The organism is Streptomyces sp. NPDC050433, assembly GCF_044458565.1.
In the GTDB taxonomy this organism is placed as follows: Bacteria; Actinomycetota; Actinomycetes; order Streptomycetales; family Streptomycetaceae; genus Streptomyces.
The window spans coordinates 1-16,561 of sequence record NZ_JBITIB010000050.1 but is presented as its reverse complement, the minus strand read 5'-3'; the positions used below and the strand labels follow the sequence as shown (position 1 = coordinate 16,561).

Genomic DNA, 16,561 nt, shown 5'->3' with positions numbered 1-16,561 from the left:
GCGACCCCTCAGAGCTTCATCAGGCTGGCGTCGTCGACCGAGGCCGAGTGGCGCGAGCGGAACAGCGACACGATGATCGCGAGCCCGACGACGACTTCCGCGGCGGCGACGACCATCGTGAAGAAGGCGATGATCTGGCCGTCCAGATTCCCGTGCATCCGGGAGAAGGCGACGAATGCGAGGTTGCACGCGTTGAGCATCAGCTCGACGCACATGAAGACGACGATCGCATTGCGCCGGATCAGCACTCCCGCCGCGCCGATGGTGAACAACAGGGCGGCGAGATAGAGGTAGTTGGCCGGGTTCATTTGGTGACGCCCTCCTCGCGGTCCGCACGGTCCGGGCGCGTCTCGCGGCCGAGACGCTCCGTGGACCGCTGCTCCAGCGCCTTCAGGTCCGCGATGGCCTCACCGGACACGTCCCGGATCTGGCCTCGGTCCTTCAGCGTCTTGCTGACCGTCAGCTCGGACGCGCTGCCGTCGGGCAGCAGACCGGCGATGTCCACCGCGTTGTGCCTGGCGTAGACACCGGGCGCGGGCAGCGGCGGCAGGTGCTTGCTGCGGATGCGCTTCTCGGACATCTCCCGCTGGGTCAGGGCCCGTTCGGTGCGCTCGCGGTGCGTGAGCACCATCGCGCCGACCGAGGCCGTGATCAGCAGGGCGCCGGTGATCTCGAAGGCGAACACGTACCTGGTGAAGATCAGGGCGGCCAGGCCCTCGACATTGCCGCCGGCGTTGGCGACGCCGAGTCCGGCGGAGGTCGTCAGTGACGCGTTGCCGATGCCGGCGATCAGCAGGATGCCGAAGCCGAGGCCGCACGCGGCGGCCCACCAGCGCTGGCCCTTGATCGTCTCCGTGAGGGAGTCGGCGGCGGTGACGCCGACGAGCATGACCACGAAGAGGAACAGCATCATGATCGCGCCGGTGTAGACGACGATCTGCACGATGCCCAGGAAATACGCCCCGTTGGCCAGATAGAAGACCGCCAGGACGATCATGGTCCCGGCGAGGCAGAGCGCGCTGTGCACGGCCCGCCTCATCAGGATGGTGCCGAGCGCGCCGAGCACGGCGACGGTGCCCAGAATCCAGAACTGGACGGCCTCGCCGGTCGAGGTGAGGGAAGAAGCGGCGAGCGAGTTCATCCGCCGATCACCTTCTTCGAAGCCGGTTCGTCCTCGCCGAAGTCGGAGGCGCCTTCCTGCGGGCGCTCGCCCTTGGTGAAGGCGACCTGCTTGACCGTGCCGGGAGCCGCCTCGGTCACCAGGCCCCGGTAGTAGTCCTGTTCGTCGGTGCCGGGGAAGATCGAGTGCGGGGACTCGACCATGCCCTCCTCCAGACCGGCGAGCAGCTGCTCCTTGGTGTAGATCAGGCTCTCGCGCGAACTGTCCGCCAGCTCGAACTCGTTGGTCATCGTGAGCGCCCGCGTGGGGCACGCCTCGATGCACAGTCCGCAGAGAATGCAGCGCGCGTAGTTGATCTGGTAGACGCGGCCGTAACGCTCGCCCGGGGAGTAGCGCTCCTCCTCGGTGTTGTCCGCGCCCTCGACATAGATCGCGTCCGCCGGGCAGGCCCAGGCGCACAGCTCGCAGCCGATGCACTTCTCCAGGCCGTCCGGATGACGGTTCAGCTGATGGCGGCCGTGGAAGCGCGGCGCCGTCACCTTCTCCGTCTCCGGATACTGCTCGGTCAGCCGCTTCTTGAACATGGCCTTGAAGGTCACGCCGAAGCCGGCGACCGGATTCAGCCGGCGCTCGCCGGGGTCGTCCCCCGTCGAACCTTTGGAAGCGTTGTCAGGCACCGTCAGCCTCCTTTCCGTCACTCGCGTCACTCTCAGTATTGGCCCCACCACTGACAACCAGTTCGCGCTCACCGCGTGAGCGCCGGCGCGGCACGGGCGGCAGGGTCTGCCCCGGCAGCGGGGGCACCGGGAATCCACCGGCCATCGGGTCGAACGGCGGCGGCGGTGGTTCGGCCGCGGCGGCGGCCTTCTCCTTCTTGTCCCGGAAGATGTCGGCGACGAAGGAGAGCAGCAGGATCGCGATGACGGCCCCGGCGACGTAGAGCACGATGTCCTGGAAGTCGTAGTTCTCGTTCCGCAGGGCGCGCACGGTCGCCACGAGCATCAGCCAGACGACCGAGACCGGGATGAGGACCTTCCAGCCGAGCTTCATCAGCTGGTCGTAGCGCACGCGGGGCAGCGTGCCGCGCAGCCAGATGAAGAAGAACAGCAGCAGCTGGACCTTGATGATGAACCAGAGCATCGGCCACCAGCCGTGGTTCGCACCCTCCCAGAAAGAGGAGATCGGGTACGGGGCCCGCCAGCCGCCCAGGAAGAGCGTGGCGGACACGGCGGAGACGGTGACCATGTTGACGTACTCGGCCAGCATGAACAGCGCGAACTTGATCGACGAGTACTCGGTGTTGAAGCCGCCGACCAGGTCGCCCTCGGACTCGGGCATGTCGAACGGCGCGCGGTTGGTCTCGCCGACCATCGTGACGATGTAGATGATGAAGGAGACCGGCAGCAGGATGATGTACCAGCGGTCGGCCTGCGCCTCGACGATCGCCGAGGTCGACATCGTCCCGGAGTAGAGGAACACCGAGGCGAACGCGGCGCCCATGGCGATCTCGTACGAGATCATCTGGGCGCACGAGCGCAATCCGCCGAGCAGCGGGTACGTCGATCCGGACGACCAGCCCGCGAGGACGATGCCGTAGATGCCGACCGAGGCGACCGCGAGGATGTAGAGCATCGCGATCGGCAGGTCGGTCAGCTGCATCGTGGTGCGGTGGCCGAAGATCGAGACCTCGTTGCCCGCGGGGCCGAAGGGGATCACGGCGATCGCCATGAAGGCGGGCACCGCCGCGATGACCGGCGCCAGGACGTAGACGAACTTGTCGGCCCGCTTGACGACGACGTCTTCCTTCAGCATCAGCTTGATGCCGTCGGCGAGCGACTGGAGCATGCCCCAGGGGCCGTGCCGGTTGGGCCCGATGCGCAGCTGCATCCAGGCGACGACCTTGCGCTCCCAGACGATCGCGATCAGCACGGTCACCATCAGGAACGCGAAGCAGAAGACGGCCTTGATGGCCACCAGCCACCACGGGTCGGTGCCGAACATCGACAGGTCCTCGGCGGCGAGGACACTCTGCGCGGGTGCCGCGCCGAGTTGGGCGAGGGCGGTCATGCGCGCACCTCCGGTGCGTCGGACTCCGGGGCGCCGGCCGGGGCCTGCGCCTCGGCCGGGCCGATCCGCACGAGCGTGCCCGGCCGGGAGCCGGTGTCGGCGAGGACACCGCCGCCGGCCGAGTTCAGCGGCAGCCAGACGACCTTGTCGGGCATCTCGGTGACGCTGAGCGGCAGTTCGACCGTGCCGGCGGACCCGGTGACGGCCAGGACGTCGCCGTCCCCGACGCCCGTCTCGGCCGCCGTGGCGGCGGAGAGCCGGGCGACGGCCGCGTGGCGGGTGCCCGCCAGGGCCTCGTCGCCGTCCTGGAGCCGGCCCTGGTCGAGCAGCAGCCGGTGACCGGCGAGGACCGCCTCGCCCGCGCCCGGTCGGGGCAGCGGACGCGACGACTCGACGGGCGGCTCGGCGCGCGGGCCGTCCCAGTTGCCGAGCCGGTCCAGTTCGGTGCGTACGGCCTTCAGGTTCGGCAGCGCCAGGGGTACGTCCATGGCGTCGGCGAGCATGTGCAGCACCCGCGCGTCGTCCGTGGCCAGTTGGCGGGTCATCTGCTCGGGCTTGAGCGCCGCGTCGAACAGCCGCACCCTGCCTTCCCAGTTGATGAAGGTGCCGGCCTTCTCGGCGACGGCGGCGACCGGGAAGACAACGTCCGCGTGGTCGGTGACCTCGCTGGGACGCAGTTCCAGCGACACCAGGAAGCCGACGGCGGCCAGCGCCTCACGCGCGCGCGCCGGGTCCGGCAGGTCGGCGACCTCGACGCCCGCGACGACCAGCGCGCCGAGTTCGCCGGTCACGGCGGCGTCGACGATCTGGCCGGTGTCCCGGCCGTGCCGGTGCGGCAGTTCGCGTACGCGCCAGACCTCGGCGGTCTCCTCACGGGCCCGCGGGTCCGTGGCGGGACGGCCGCCGGGCAGCAGCGTCGGCAGCGCGCCGGCCTCGACGGCGCCGCGCTCACCGGCCCGGCGCGGGACCCAGACGAGCCGGGCGCCGGTCGCGGTGGCGGCCCTCGCGGCGGCGGTGAGTCCGCCGGGGACGGCGGCGAGCCGTTCGCCGACGACGATCACCGCGCCGCTCTCGCGCAGGGCTTCGGCGGCGCGGGTGCCCGCGCCTTCGAGGCCGGTCTGCGAGGCGAGCGCGTCGAGCCATTCGGTCTCGGTGCCGGGCGCGGCGGGCAGCAGCGTGCCGCCCGCCTTCGTCAGTCCGCGGGTGGCGTGCGTGGCGATCGAGAAGCTGCGCTGCCCGTGCTTGCGGTGGGCCTTGCGCATCCTCAGGAAGACGCCGGGCGCCTCCTCCTCGGACTCGAATCCGACGAGCAGGACGGCCGGGGCCTTCTCCAGCGTCGTGTTCGTGATCCCCGTGCCGTCCAGGTCGATGCCGTGGCCGGCGACATGGGCGGCGAGGAACTCGGCCTCCTCGGCGCTGTGTACGCGCGCGCGGAAGTCGATGTCGTTGGTGTCGAGCGCGACGCGGGTGAACTTGGCGTACGCGTAGGAGTCCTCGACCGTGAGCCGGCCGCCGGTCAGGACGGCGGCCCGGCCGCGCGCGGCGGCGAGACCGTTCGCGGCGGCCTCCAGCGCCTCGGGCCAGCTGGCCGGTGCCAACTCGCCGTCCGCGCCCCGGACGAGAGGTGTGGTGAGCCGGTCGGGCCGCTGCGCGTAGCGGAAGCCGAACCGCCCCTTGTCGCAGATCCACTCCTCGTTGACCTGGGGGTCGTCGGCGGCCATGCGCCGCATGACCTTGCCGCGCCGGTGGTCGGTGCGGGTGGCGCAGCCGCCCGCGCAGTGCTCGCACACGCTCGGCGAGGAGACCAGGTCGAAGGGGCGGGAGCGGAAGCGGTACGCCGCCGAGGTCAGCGCGCCGACCGGGCAGATCTGGATGGTGTTGCCGGAGAAGTACGACTCGAACGGGTCGCCCACGCCGATGCCGACCTGCTGGAGCGCGCCGCGCTCCAGGAACTCGATCACCGGGTCGCCCGCGACCTGGTTGGAGAAGCGGGTGCAGCGCGCGCAGAGCACGCACCGCTCGCGGTCGAGCAGCACCTGGGTGGAGATCGGTACGGGCTTCTCGAAGGTCCGCTTCTTGCCCTCGAACCGGGTGTCGGCCTGGCCGGCGCTCATCGCCTGGTTCTGCAGCGGGCACTCACCACCCTTGTCGCAGACCGGGCAGTCCAGCGGGTGGTTGATGAGCAGCAGCTCCATCACACCGCGCTGGGCCTTCTCGGCGACCGGCGAGGTGATCTGCGACTTGACGACCATGCCGTCGGTGCAGGTGATGGTGCAGGAGGCCATCGGCTTGCGCTGGCCCTCGACCTCGACGATGCACTGCCGGCAGGCGCCGGCCGGGTCGAGGAGCGGGTGGTCGCAGAAGCGGGGGATCTCGATGCCGAGGAGTTCGGCGGCGCGGATCACCAAGGTCCCCTTGGGGACCGAGATCTCGATGCCGTCGATGGTCAGCGAGACGAGATCTTCGGGCGGGACCGCCGCCTCGCCGCCGCCGGAGGGGGCAGACGTGGTGACTGTCATGCGTTCACCTCCAGGTGCGTGTTGCGGTCGGCCCACAGGGTGGACTTCGCCGGGTCGAAGGGGCAGCCCTTGCCGGTGATGTGCTGCTCGTACTCCTCGCGGAAGTACTTGAGCGAGGAGAAGATCGGCGCGGCGGCGCCGTCGCCGAGGGCGCAGAACGACTTGCCGTTGATGTTGTCGGCGATGTCGTTGAGCTTGTCGAGGTCGGACGGGACGCCCTTGCCGGCCTCGATGTCCCGCAGCAACTGCACCAGCCAGTAGGTGCCTTCACGGCACGGGGTGCACTTGCCGCAGGACTCGTGGGCGTAGAACTCGGTCCACCGGGTGACGGCCCGCACCACGCAGGTGGTCTCGTCGAAGCACTGGAGCGCCTTGGTGCCGAGCATGGAGCCGGCGGCGCCGACGCCCTCGTAGTCGAGCGGGACGTCCAGGTGCTCGTCGGTGAACATCGGGGTCGAGGAGCCGCCCGGCGTCCAGAACTTGAGCCGGTGGCCCTTGCGCATGCCGCCGCCCATGTCGAGCAGCTGGCGCAGCGTGATGCCGAGCGGGGCCTCGTACTGGCCGGGGCTGGTGACATGGCCGCTGAGCGAGTAGAGCGTGAAGCCCGCGGACTTCTCGGTGCCCATCGACTTGAACCAGTCCTTGCCGCGGTTGAGGATCGCGGGAACCGAGGCGATGGATTCGACGTTGTTCACCACAGTGGGGCACGCGTAGAGACCCGCGACCGCCGGGAACGGCGGGCGCAGGCGGGGCTGTCCGCGCCGTCCCTCCAGCGAGTCCAGCAGCGCGGTCTCCTCGCCGCAGATGTACGCGCCGGCCCCCGCGTGCACGGTGATGTCGAGGTCGATCCCGCTGCCGAGGATGTCCTTGCCGAGGTAGCCCGCCTCGTAGGCCTCACGTACGGCCTCGTGCAGCCTGCGCAGGACGGGCACGACCTCGCCGCGCAGATAGATGAAGGCGTGCTGCGAGCGGATCGCGTAGCAGGCGATGATCATTCCCTCGATGAGGGAGTGCGGGTTGGCGAAGAGAAGGGGGATGTCCTTGCAGGTGCCGGGCTCCGACTCGTCGGCGTTGACGACGAGATAGTGCGGTTTGCCGTCGCCCTGCGGAATGAACTGCCACTTCATGCCGGTGGGGAAGCCCGCGCCGCCCCTGCCGCGCAGACCGGAGTCCTTCACGTACGCGATGAGGTCGTCGGGCGTCATGGCGAGTGCCTTGCGCAGGCCCTCGTACCCCTCGTGCCGCTTGTAGGTCTCCAGCGTCCACGCGTCGGGCTGGTCCCAGAACGCGGACAGGACCGGAGAGAGGAGCTTCTCCGGGCCGGTGTCGCTCATCTCGGGTGCTGTGGTCATCACTTCCCCTCCTCGGCTGCCGGGCCCGTGGGGTTCGCGGGGTTCACGGCCTCGCCCTTGGCGAGTTTGAGTCCGATCAGCGAGGCGGGGCCCGCGCCACCGGTGGCGTCGACGGCGCCGGGGCGCTCGTCGGGGAAGCCCGCGAGGATGCGCGCGGTCTCCTTGTACGTGCACAGGGGCGCGCCGCGTGTCGGGGTGACCTGCTCGCCGGCCATGAGGTCGTCCACGAGCTGCTTGGCCGACTCGACGGTCTGGTTGTCGAAGAACTCCCAGTTGACCATCACCACCGGCGCGAAGTCGCAGGCCGCGTTGCACTCGATGTGCTCCAGCGTGACCTTGCCGTCCTCGGTGGTCTCGTTGTTGCCGACGCCCAGGTGCTGCTTCAGCTCGTCGAAGATGGCGTCGCCGCCCATCACCGCGCACAGCGTGTTGGTGCAGACGCCGACCTGGTAGTCGCCGGACGGCTTGCGCCGGTACATCGAGTAGAAGGTGGAGACCGCGGTCACCTCGGCGGTGGTCAGCCCCAGCATCTCGGCGCAGAACCGGACGCCGGTACGGGTGACGTACCCCTCCTCGGACTGCGTGAGGTGCAGCAGCGGCAGCAGGGCCGAGCGGCTGTCGGGGTAGCGGGCGATCACCTCCTTCGCGTCCGTCTCCAGCCGGGCGCGTACATCGGCCGGGTAGTCGGGGGCGGGGAGTTGGGGCATTCCGAGGCTGACCTCGGAATTCGGTGTGGTGGTCACCGGTCGACGCCTCCCATCACGGGGTCGATGGACGCGACGGCGACGATGACATCGGCGACCTGGCCGCCCTCGCACATGGCCGCCATGGACTGGAGATTGGTGAACGACGGGTCGCGGAAGTGGACCCGGTAGGGGCGCGTGCCCCCGTCGGAGACGACGTGCACGCCGAGTTCGCCCTTGGGCGACTCGACGGCGGCGTACGCCTGCCCCGGCGGGACCCGGAAGCCCTCCGTCACCAGCTTGAAGTGATGGATCAGAGCCTCCATGGACGTGCCCATGATGTTCTTGATGTGGTCGAGCGAGTTGCCGAGTCCGTCCGGGCCGAGCGCGAGCTGCGCGGGCCAGGCGATCTTCTTGTCGCCGACCATGACCGGGCCCGGCTCCAGGCGGTCCAGGCACTGCTCGACGATCCGCAGCGACTGCCGCATCTCTTCCAGCCGGATGAGGAAGCGGCCGTAGGCGTCGCAGGTCTCGGCGGTCGGGATGTCGAAGTCGTACGTCTCGTAGCCGCAGTACGGGTCGGTCTTGCGCAGGTCGTGCGGCAGCCCGGCCGAGCGCAGGATCGGTCCCGTGGCGCCGAGCGCCATGCAGCCGGCCAGGTCGAGATAGCCGACGTCCTGCATACGGGCCTTGAAGATCGGGTTGCCGGTGGCGAGCTTGTCGTACTCCGGCAGGTTCTTGCGCAGGGTCTTCAGCAGCTCGCGCAGATGGTCGACGGCGCCCGGAGGGAAGTCCTGGGCGAGGCCGCCGGGCCGGATGTACGCGTGGTTCATCCGCAGGCCGGTGATCAACTCGTAGGCATCGAGAATCAGTTCACGATCGCGGAAGCCGTAGATCATGATCGTGGTCGCGCCGAGTTCCATACCGCCGGTGGCGATGCAGACCAGGTGCGAGGAGAGCCGGTTCAGCTCCATCAGCAGGACGCGGATGATGTTCGCCCGGTCCGGGATGTCGTCCTCGATGCCGAGCAGCGACTCGACGGCCCGGCAGTACGCCGTCTCGTTGAAGAACGACGTCAGGTAGTCCATGCGCGTGACGAAGGTGGTGCCCTGCGTCCAGTTGCGGAATTCGAGGTTCTTCTCGATGCCGGTGTGCAGATAGCCGATGCCGCAGCGGGCCTCGGTGACGGTCTCGCCCTCGATCTCCAGGATCAGCCTGAGCACGCCGTGCGTCGACGGGTGCTGGGGACCCATGTTGACGATGATGCGCTCGTCGTCCGACTTGGCCGCGGTCTCGACGACCTCGTCCCAGTCACCACCGGTGACGGTGTAGACGGTGCCCTCGGTGGTGGCACGGGGAGTGGCGTGGGGGGTGGTCATGAGTACGACCTCCGCTGGTCCGGAGACGGGATCTGGGCGCCCTTGTACTCGACGGCGATGCCGCCGAGGGGATAGTCCTTGCGCTGCGGGAAGCCCTGCCAGTCGTCCGGCATCATGATCCGGGTGAGGGCGGGGTGGCCGTCGAAGATCAGGCCGAAGAAGTCGTACGTCTCGCGCTCGTGCCAGTCGTTGGTCGGATAGACCTCGACCAGGGACGGCACATGCGGGTCGCTGTCCGGTGCGGACACCTCAAGGCGGATCAGCCGGCCGTGCGTCAGTGAGCGCAGGTGGTAGACGGCGTGCAGCTCGCGGCCCTTGTCCCCCAGGAAGTGGACGCCGGACACACCCGTGCACAGCTCGAAGCGGAGCGCCGGGTCGTCGCGCAGGGTCCTGGCCACCTGGACCAGATGCTCGCGGGCGATGTGGAAGGTGAGTTCGCCCCGGTCGACGACCGTCTTCTCGATGGCGTTCGCCGGGAGCAGTCCCTGCTCCTCCAGCGCGCCTTCGAGTTCGTCGGCGATCTCGTCGAAGAGGCCGTCGGGACCGCCGTACGGGCGGCTGGCGGCGCCCGGCATGTTCACGGTCCTGACGAGACCGCCGTATCCGCTGGTGTCACCGCCCCCGCTGTCGGTGCCGAACATGCCCTTGCGTACGCCGATGACCTCGGCGGCCTGCCCCCGCGCGGACGGAACGCTCGCGCCGTTCTGCTCGTCACTCACCGCGCGCCCCTTTCGTTCGCTTCTCCGCCCGCTCGGCACAGAGGCGCGGATTTCGTCTTCTCGTACTGCCCGGTGGCCTCGCGTGCGTCGCTCACCTCAGCAGCCCCTTCATCTCGATCAACGGCAGCGCCTTCAGCGCCGCTTCCTCCGCCTCTCGGGCCGCTTCCTCCGCGTTGACCCCGAGCTTGGAACTCTGGATCTTCTGGTGGAGCTTGAGGATGGAGTCCATCAGCATTTCCGGCCGCGGCGGGCAGCCCGGCAGGTAGATGTCGACAGGGACGACGTGGTCGACGCCCTGGACGATCGCGTAGTTGTTGAACATCCCGCCCGAGGACGCGCAAACCCCCATGGAAATGACCCACTTGGGGTTCGGCATCTGGTCATAGACCTGCCTGAGGACGGGCGCCATCTTCTGGCTCACCCGTCCCGCCACGATCATCAGGTCCGCCTGGCGCGGCGAACCGCGGAAGACCTCCATGCCGAACCGGGCCAGGTCGTACCGGCCGGCGCCCGTCGTCATCATCTCGATGGCGCAGCAGGCCAGGCCGAAGGTCGCCGGGAAGACGGACGACTTCCTTACCCAGCCCGCGGCCTGCTCGACGGTGGTCAGCAGAAATCCGCTCGGCAGCTTCTCTTCGAGTCCCATTGGTTGCCCCTCCGCGCCTTTAGTCCCATTCCAGACCGCCGCGCCGCCACACATACGCGTAGGCGACGAAGACGGTGAGCACGAAGAGCAACATCTCCACGAGCCCGAAAAGCCCCAGTGCGTCGAAGGTGACGGCCCAGGGGTAAAGGAAGACGACCTCGATGTCGAAAATGATGAAGAGCATCGCCGTCAGGTAGTACTTGATGGGAAAGCGGCCACCTCCGGCCGGCGTGGGAGTGGGCTCGATGCCGCACTCGTACGCTTCGAGTTTTGCCCGGTTGTACCTTTTCGGGCCGATAAGCGTGGCCGCCACCACGGAGAAGATCGCAAACGCGGCACCGAGAGCGCCGAGCACGAGGATTGGCGCGTAGGCATTCACGCTCCTCGCTCCTTCCAGTCGTCCCTGACCGTTGGTCCTCAACCGAGCTTCTGTCTCACCGCCTCACGAAGATCACTCGTATGTGAGGCAGTTCACAAGCCGGACTGTCCCGCATCCTATGCCTCCCGGTCTGTGATCTGCGACACGGGGTGGGACAACGGGTTTGTGATCTCCACCACCCGACGATCGATCATCCGTCTGAGGGCCGGTTGATCCTCGAACAGGCGGCGCCCGTCTCGTCACTTGAGGTAACAATGCGGAGAGTCACCGCTGGTCGGAGACGTGCGGCCGGTACCAAGTCAATGCGGAGAGCGGCAAATTGGAGATGGACGCCGACGCGTGATAAACGCGCCCCACCCGCGCGGGGGAGGTCCGGGGACAGGGGTGGACGGAGGGTGAACGGACGCGGATCACGTGCACGCGTTCACGAGCGTTCGGGAACCCTGACGTTCACCATTCTGTGACCTGCACCACTGCGCTCAACCGTCGCATAAGCGGGGCTTGGCCATCGGAGGGAACGGATGGTAAGCGGCGGGCAATCCGGGCGATTCACCGAAACCCCGTGATCACAGCCATGATCACGGGTGCCCGTTATGCCCGTTACGGCGTCAATAAAGGCCGACAGTAAGTGGATTGGCCTATTCCGAACGTAACTGTGGCGCAACACACGTTTCTTGAAGGGAACCCAAAAGCCCTGATAGCGATTGTCCTCATGTCCCACACCGCTCACATACCCAGCCACCGGAAGCCCCGCCGAGGCGCGTCGAAAACCGCGATCCGGTCCGGAGTTGCCGGTGGCGTCCTCAGCACCATGGCGCTGGCCGGTGCCGCCGCTCCGGCCCACGCCGAGCCGGTCACCGAGACCATCGAGATGCCCACGCTCACCTCCGCCCTCGCGGGCGGCGTCGCGCAGTCCGCCGCCGCCACCCAGCGGGTCGCGGTCGACCTCGAACTGGGCGCGCAGGAAGACGCCGCCGCCGCCCACGCCGCGAAGGTCGCCAAGAGGGCCAAGGCTGAGGCCGAGCGCAAGGCGGAGGCGAAGAAGAAGGCCGAGGCCGCCCGCGCCAAGGCCGCCGCCGAAGAGCGCGCCTCGCGCTCCGAGGAGCGGACGACGCTCTCCGCCTCTTCCGACTCGACCGGCACCACGCAGGCCACCGGCTCGGCCGCCGCCGTCCTGGCCTTCGCGCGCGCCCAGGTCGGCGACGCGTACGTGCTCGGCTCCAACGGCCCCGACTCCTGGGACTGCTCCAGCCTCGTCCAGGCCGCCTACCGCCAGATCGGCGTCGACCTGCCGCGCACCTCGCAGCCGCAGTCGACGTCCGGCACCCCGGTCTCCCTGGACAACCTCCAGCCCGGCGACATCCTCTACTGGGGCGGCGCGGGAAGCGCGTACCACGTGGCGATCTACTCCGGCGGCGGCAAGTTCATCGGCGCGCAGAACTCCGGTACCGGCGTCGTCGAGAAGACGCTGGACTGGGACCCGCCGAGCGGTGCGATCCGTCTCCTCTGATCCACCGGCACGGACCGCTCCTCACAAGGGCCGCCGCTCCCCCGCCCCAGGGGAACGGCGGCCCTTCGCCGTGCACCGGCGCAGCTCCAAGGGGGCTTGCGGACACGGTTGTTCGAGAGTGCCGCGGTGCCGTCGGGGGCATCGGACAGAGAGGGAAGTCCCTCCCCCACCCGTATTGCGCAGGAGGCACCACCGATGACCGTCAAGGGCGTCGACGTCGCGTCGTACCAGAGCTCGTCGTTCTCCACGAAGGGCCTCGACTTCGCCTTCGAAAAGGCACCTCGTACCTCAACCGTTCCTAGCCAGTGAGCAGGAGTGAGTTTTGGATCCACTGCCGGTCACTGCGCGCATCCCGAACGGTTTTGGGTGCGCTGGTCGCCCGCGTTCCTTGTTTGTACCCTGTCCGGGCCGGTGACTCTTGATCACGGTCCGTGACGGGGCGGCGGGTTTCCTCACGCCCAAGAGCACGCCGGCCAGCCTGGGCGGTCCGATGCCCGTGCACATCGCTCTGGTGTGCACGGGGCGGTGCCGTCCGTCGCCGGATCGGGTGTCCTTGGGCGCGTCTGCCGATCGCGATGCTCGCGGCATCGTGCCGGCTGGTCTTACGTCGGGGTGCGGCCATGGGCTTCTTCCAGTGCTGCGCCCCCCACATGCTGGTGTAGGCCGGGTCGACGGCGATGATCGCGATACCGGTGGCGTCGGCCATGGAGGTGAGCCGGGCGCGGAGTTTCCCGGTGGGCATACCGGAGATCAACTGGCGGAAGCAGCGCTTACGGCCGTACTTCTCGCGGGTCCTGGAATCGGCGAAGTCCAGGTCCTCGACCGCGATCGCCTTGACTGCGCAGGTCTTGGCCCAGTTCAGCAGCCGCGACAAGGCATGGCGGACCTGGGCGTCACGGTGGTCGGCCGACCCGCTGAGGTCGTAGGAGAAGCGGCGGGGCTGCCCGACCGGGTTTCCGTCCGGGTCCAAGCGCCAGGCGGCGAGGTGGTCGGCGTTGGTGTCCACGCCGATGACACCGTGTGCGAGCGCGGTCTCCATCGGGATCGTCCGGGTCACCGGACAGGACCATGAGGCGTCCACGTACCAGCGTCCGCGCTCAACGTCGAAGTGGACGCGGTAGGCGACGGCCCGGTTGGCTTCCACGCGGTCGGCCCACTCGAGGCCCCGGTGCGGGAACGACACCTTCGTGGCCAGCGTGTACCGGCCGTGCTTGGCGTTCGCCAGGTCCGCGAGCGGGGAGGGCAGCTTGATGCTGACCTCGCCGTCCGGGGTGATGCGGATGGTTTCGTTGCCGTACCGCTTGCCGGACTCGCCATCAGCCGCGAGGATCCAGCGGGCAGTTTCCCAGCGTTCCCGCCACTGCGACTCGGTGAGCTGCGCTGTGGCCAGGTTGTGGCGGGTGTTCAGCAACTTCCGCCCGCCCCGCACCACATGGACGACGCCGTTCTTGCGGTCGGTCCGCACAGCGTCGAGACGACCCTCAAGTACCTGCAGGCGCCGGGTCTTGTGGAACCACTCGCTCTTCGACCGGTAGCCACCCGGAGCGCGCTTGGTGCCCTTCTCGCCGATCGGGAGGGACAGGCGGTGCGCGATGGTGCGGACGCCGGCCTCCAGGGACTTCAGATGCGCGGCCTGGCCGCGCCGGGCGAGCGCCCACTGGTCGTGGGTGGCCTTGGTCAGCGAACCAGCCCACCGCGACGACGACACGGCTGTCAGATCCCGTTTACGGGACGCCCACGTCTCGGTGGAGTGCTCCAGGCCATCGTGACAGCGAGCCTTGAGGTCACGGGATGCCAGCGAACCGAGATGCTCGCCGACCAGGCGCAACACCTTCTCGTCCTCGGGCGTCAGGTTCTTGAGACGGTCCCGAATCGACACACCGGCAGGGCCGAACGCGACGAACGACGGGGCGACCTGACGCAGTTGCTTCTTCGGCTCAGTCATCCTGAGCCGCCGCTTCCAAGGCTTTCTTCGCCCGGTTCTTCGCGGAACGGCGACCGTACAGGCGGGCACAGAACGAGGTCAGGACCTCCACCATGTCGCGTACCAGGTCGTCTTCGACCTCACCGTCATCCAGCACCACCAGACGGCGCCCGGTCGCGGCCAGAGCGGCCTCGATCAGCTCCACATTCATCCGCCCGAGCCTGTCCTTGCGCTCGACCACCACCGTGGTCACATTCGGATCGGCCAGCAGACGACGGGCCTTGGTACGCGAGCCGTTCATGCCCGAGGCGATTTCCGACTCGATCCGCACCACCCGGTGACCGGCCTTCGCCGCCCACGCGGACAACCGAGCGGCCTGCCGCTCAAGATCCGACTTCTGATCATCCGACGACACGCGGGCATACAGACCCACGCCGCCCGTCACGAACGGTGAGGAGTTCGCCTCAATGTTCACCAGGATCGTCCGCGGCCCGACTCGCTCAGCAGGGACCGGCAAGGTGCCTTCACGGAACCAGCGATAGGCGGTATGCGGGTGCACACCGTTCGCCATCGCCCACTCCTTGAGGTTCATACAGCGACCGTAACACATACTCAAGGGCTGCAATACACACTAAAGTTGACTCAATCCCAAGCAATAAGGAACCCTCCGCATGCTGGAGCAAGCTTCACACGCGCGAGGCCGGGCTGGTCGTCGGCTTCTACCACTTCCTGCGGCCCGGCAGCATGAAGGCGCAGGCGAAGTACTTCGTGGAGAAGGCCGCCGAGCACGCGGGCGACCCGCTGTTCGCCGACTGGGAGGACGCTGGCGTCTCGTACGCGTCCAAGGACGCCTTCCTGGCCGAGGCCCGCCGGCTGCGCCGCGCGGACCACCGCGTCGGGCTGTACGGCAACCGGGACTTCTGGCTCAACCGCGACACCACCAGCGGGGCGGGCGACGCCCTGTGGATCGCGGACTACGTGAGCGCGGGCAAGCCCCGGATCAAGGCCGCGTGGAAGTTCCACCAGTACACGGACACCCCGCTCGACACGAACGTCGCCCGGTTCGCCGACGCCGCGGCCCTGCGACGGTGGGCAGGGGGCGGCGGCGCGAGCCTGGAAGCCCTCGCAGACGAGGGCTTCCAGGTGAGCGGTGCCGACGGCGAGGGGTGACTTCCCCTGCACGCAAGGAGCTTCAGGACTTGGGCGCGGCCCTGGGCTTGCCGTTGGCGGCGTCCTCACAGCCAGCGATGAAGTCACGGTGCCTGTCCTCGATGCCTGGTGCCTTCTCCCACTGGGAGGTGTCGGGGTCTTTCGCGATAGCCAGTTGATCGACGGCGATCAGAACATTCACCTGACAGACTGCGATAGCCTCCTCTACTGGGTCAGCAATACTTTCCTCTTTTGCCACACCCTTGAGGATGGGCAATTTGTAGGTGGCGAAGGTGTATCCCTCGGCGTAGGGATCGCCTGTGGCAGCGGATGCACGGTCCCATATTGACGGGGTTGCAGGCTGGCCATCGAGGGCATCTTGGCAGCCCTGCTGGTAGCCGTCGAGGGCGCTATCGGGGTCTTCGCCGATCTCTTCGTTGAGGGCGTTATAAGACTCAAACTCCTCGTCAGTGATCGGGGCGATCTCTACCGGAGTGAGACCGTGGGAGCGATAGAGGCGCTCCCGTTCATAGCCCACCCCGTCGTTACAGGCGCCCATGGCCTCATCAAAGTCTGGCTCTTTGCCATGGTAAGTGCTCTTGAGGAGATCACTGCCGTAGTCATATCCGACGCTGTAGGTGGCTACTTGGGCAGCGGTGCTGGTGTCGGTGCTGCTGTGCGCACTGCCGCTGTTGCAAGCAGCGACGCCAACGAGACCGGTGAACACGGTCACAGCGAGCATGGGCTTCTTGAAACTGGTCAAGGTGGTCCTTCGTCTAGTACTCCAGCGGTAGATCGCTATCGTGGCTGGTCAGGTGCCTCTTTCCGAGTGTAGCGAGCTGACGGCCCGTCATATTGCGGCAGTTCGTGACCAGCGGTTCGGCGTGTCCGTTGTCATGGTTGTGGAAGAGACGGAACTGCTTGCAGAGTGGGCGGCTGAACTGGAAGAGCTGCTGTTGCGGGTGGGGCGGCGGTTCAGTCGGGCGGACCTTCGGTGGCGGATGCGGGCCTATGTGCGCGGCCTGCTGGGTTCGGTAAGCCGTAAGAACGGCTGGCAACTCGCCGAATTCGCAGGTCACAGCACACCGGACGGGCTTCAGAACCTGCTGAACCG

15 protein-coding genes and 2 pseudogenes are annotated in these 16,561 nt (G+C 68.1%); 3 read left to right on the top strand and 14 right to left on the bottom strand.

The genetic code is table 11. The features are described 5' to 3' along the window. Window positions 1-8: 8 nt before the first annotated feature. The 11 genes from nuoK to ACIBLA_RS36095 form a co-directional block, all read right to left on the bottom strand. Window positions 9-308, bottom strand: coding sequence for an NADH-quinone oxidoreductase subunit NuoK (gene nuoK / locus ACIBLA_RS36145; RefSeq protein WP_363245926.1), 300 nt, complete (start codon window positions 306-308; stop codon window positions 9-11). Next, entirely contained in the window at window positions 305-1,141 is an 837-nt protein-coding gene (locus tag ACIBLA_RS36140; RefSeq protein WP_399201013.1) for an NADH-quinone oxidoreductase subunit J, read from the bottom strand. The genes nuoK and ACIBLA_RS36140 overlap by 4 nt, the downstream gene beginning before the upstream one ends. Further along, a complete protein-coding gene (gene nuoI / locus ACIBLA_RS36135) occupies window positions 1,138-1,797 on the bottom strand; it encodes an NADH-quinone oxidoreductase subunit NuoI (protein WP_363245924.1) in 660 nt (219 codons plus the stop codon). Before nuoI ends, ACIBLA_RS36140 begins: the two co-directional genes overlap by 4 nt. Next, window positions 1,790-3,187 (bottom strand): NADH-quinone oxidoreductase subunit NuoH, encoded by a 1,398-nt coding sequence (gene nuoH / locus ACIBLA_RS36130; protein ID WP_363245923.1) that lies wholly within the window; start codon window positions 3,185-3,187, stop codon window positions 1,790-1,792. Before nuoH ends, nuoI begins: the two co-directional genes overlap by 8 nt. Beyond that, on the bottom strand, window positions 3,184-5,706 hold the full coding sequence (locus tag ACIBLA_RS36125) for an NADH-quinone oxidoreductase subunit G (protein WP_399201012.1): 2,523 nt from the start codon (window positions 5,704-5,706) through the stop codon (window positions 3,184-3,186). The genes nuoH and ACIBLA_RS36125 overlap by 4 nt, the downstream gene beginning before the upstream one ends. Next, the gene (gene nuoF, locus ACIBLA_RS36120) at window positions 5,703-7,058 is read right to left on the bottom strand and encodes an NADH-quinone oxidoreductase subunit NuoF (protein WP_399201011.1); all 1,356 of its coding nucleotides are present in this window, start codon (window positions 7,056-7,058) and stop codon (window positions 5,703-5,705) included. The genes ACIBLA_RS36125 and nuoF overlap by 4 nt, the downstream gene beginning before the upstream one ends. After that, a complete protein-coding gene (gene nuoE / locus ACIBLA_RS36115) occupies window positions 7,058-7,765 on the bottom strand; it encodes an NADH-quinone oxidoreductase subunit NuoE (RefSeq protein WP_399201018.1) in 708 nt (235 codons plus the stop codon). Before nuoE ends, nuoF begins: the two co-directional genes overlap by 1 nt. A gap of 32 nt (window positions 7,766-7,797) precedes the next feature. Then, complete coding sequence (locus ACIBLA_RS36110; protein ID WP_363245920.1) at window positions 7,798-9,120, bottom strand: NADH-quinone oxidoreductase subunit D; 1,323 nt, start codon at window positions 9,118-9,120, stop codon at window positions 7,798-7,800. Further along, on the bottom strand, window positions 9,117-9,839 hold the full coding sequence (locus tag ACIBLA_RS36105) for an NADH-quinone oxidoreductase subunit C (protein ID WP_363245919.1): 723 nt from the start codon (window positions 9,837-9,839) through the stop codon (window positions 9,117-9,119). The genes ACIBLA_RS36110 and ACIBLA_RS36105 overlap by 4 nt, the downstream gene beginning before the upstream one ends. A gap of 91 nt (window positions 9,840-9,930) precedes the next feature. After that, complete coding sequence (locus ACIBLA_RS36100) at window positions 9,931-10,485, bottom strand: NADH-quinone oxidoreductase subunit B family protein (protein ID WP_329383313.1); 555 nt, start codon at window positions 10,483-10,485, stop codon at window positions 9,931-9,933. Window positions 10,486-10,504: 19 nt separating this feature from the next. Continuing rightward, a complete protein-coding gene (locus ACIBLA_RS36095) occupies window positions 10,505-10,864 on the bottom strand; it encodes an NADH-quinone oxidoreductase subunit A (protein WP_023539436.1) in 360 nt (119 codons plus the stop codon). Between the two features lie 712 nt (window positions 10,865-11,576). On the opposite strand from ACIBLA_RS36095, the gene ACIBLA_RS36090 reads away from it, so the two are divergent. Next, window positions 11,577-12,374 carry a C40 family peptidase gene (locus tag ACIBLA_RS36090; RefSeq protein ID WP_399201010.1) on the top strand — a complete coding sequence of 266 codons (798 nt, stop codon included), beginning with the start codon at window positions 11,577-11,579 and terminating at the stop codon, window positions 12,372-12,374. Between the two features lie 298 nt (window positions 12,375-12,672). Here ACIBLA_RS36090 and ACIBLA_RS36085 read toward each other — a convergent pair whose 3' ends face one another. Next, complete coding sequence (locus ACIBLA_RS36085) at window positions 12,673-14,319, bottom strand: IS200/IS605 family accessory protein TnpB-related protein (protein ID WP_399201009.1); 1,647 nt, start codon at window positions 14,317-14,319, stop codon at window positions 12,673-12,675. Further along, window positions 14,312-14,890, bottom strand: a complete 579-nt coding sequence (locus ACIBLA_RS36080; RefSeq protein WP_399201008.1) for an IS607 family transposase — start codon at window positions 14,888-14,890, stop codon at window positions 14,312-14,314. Before ACIBLA_RS36080 ends, ACIBLA_RS36085 begins: the two co-directional genes overlap by 8 nt. On the opposite strand from ACIBLA_RS36080, the pseudogene ACIBLA_RS36075 reads away from it, so the two are divergent. Continuing rightward, a pseudogene (locus ACIBLA_RS36075) lies at window positions 14,846-15,393 on the top strand (GH25 family lysozyme); the annotation flags it as partial. The gene ACIBLA_RS36080 and the pseudogene ACIBLA_RS36075 sit on opposite strands and share 45 nt — an antisense overlap. A gap of 97 nt (window positions 15,394-15,490) precedes the next feature. On the opposite strand, the gene ACIBLA_RS36070 reads toward ACIBLA_RS36075, so the two are convergent. Continuing rightward, window positions 15,491-16,210, bottom strand: a complete 720-nt coding sequence (locus tag ACIBLA_RS36070) for a hypothetical protein (protein ID WP_399201007.1) — start codon at window positions 16,208-16,210, stop codon at window positions 15,491-15,493. A gap of 52 nt (window positions 16,211-16,262) precedes the next feature. Between ACIBLA_RS36070 and ACIBLA_RS36065 the strand changes: the two are divergent. Beyond that, window positions 16,263-16,561: pseudogene (locus tag ACIBLA_RS36065) on the top strand (hypothetical protein); the annotation flags it as partial.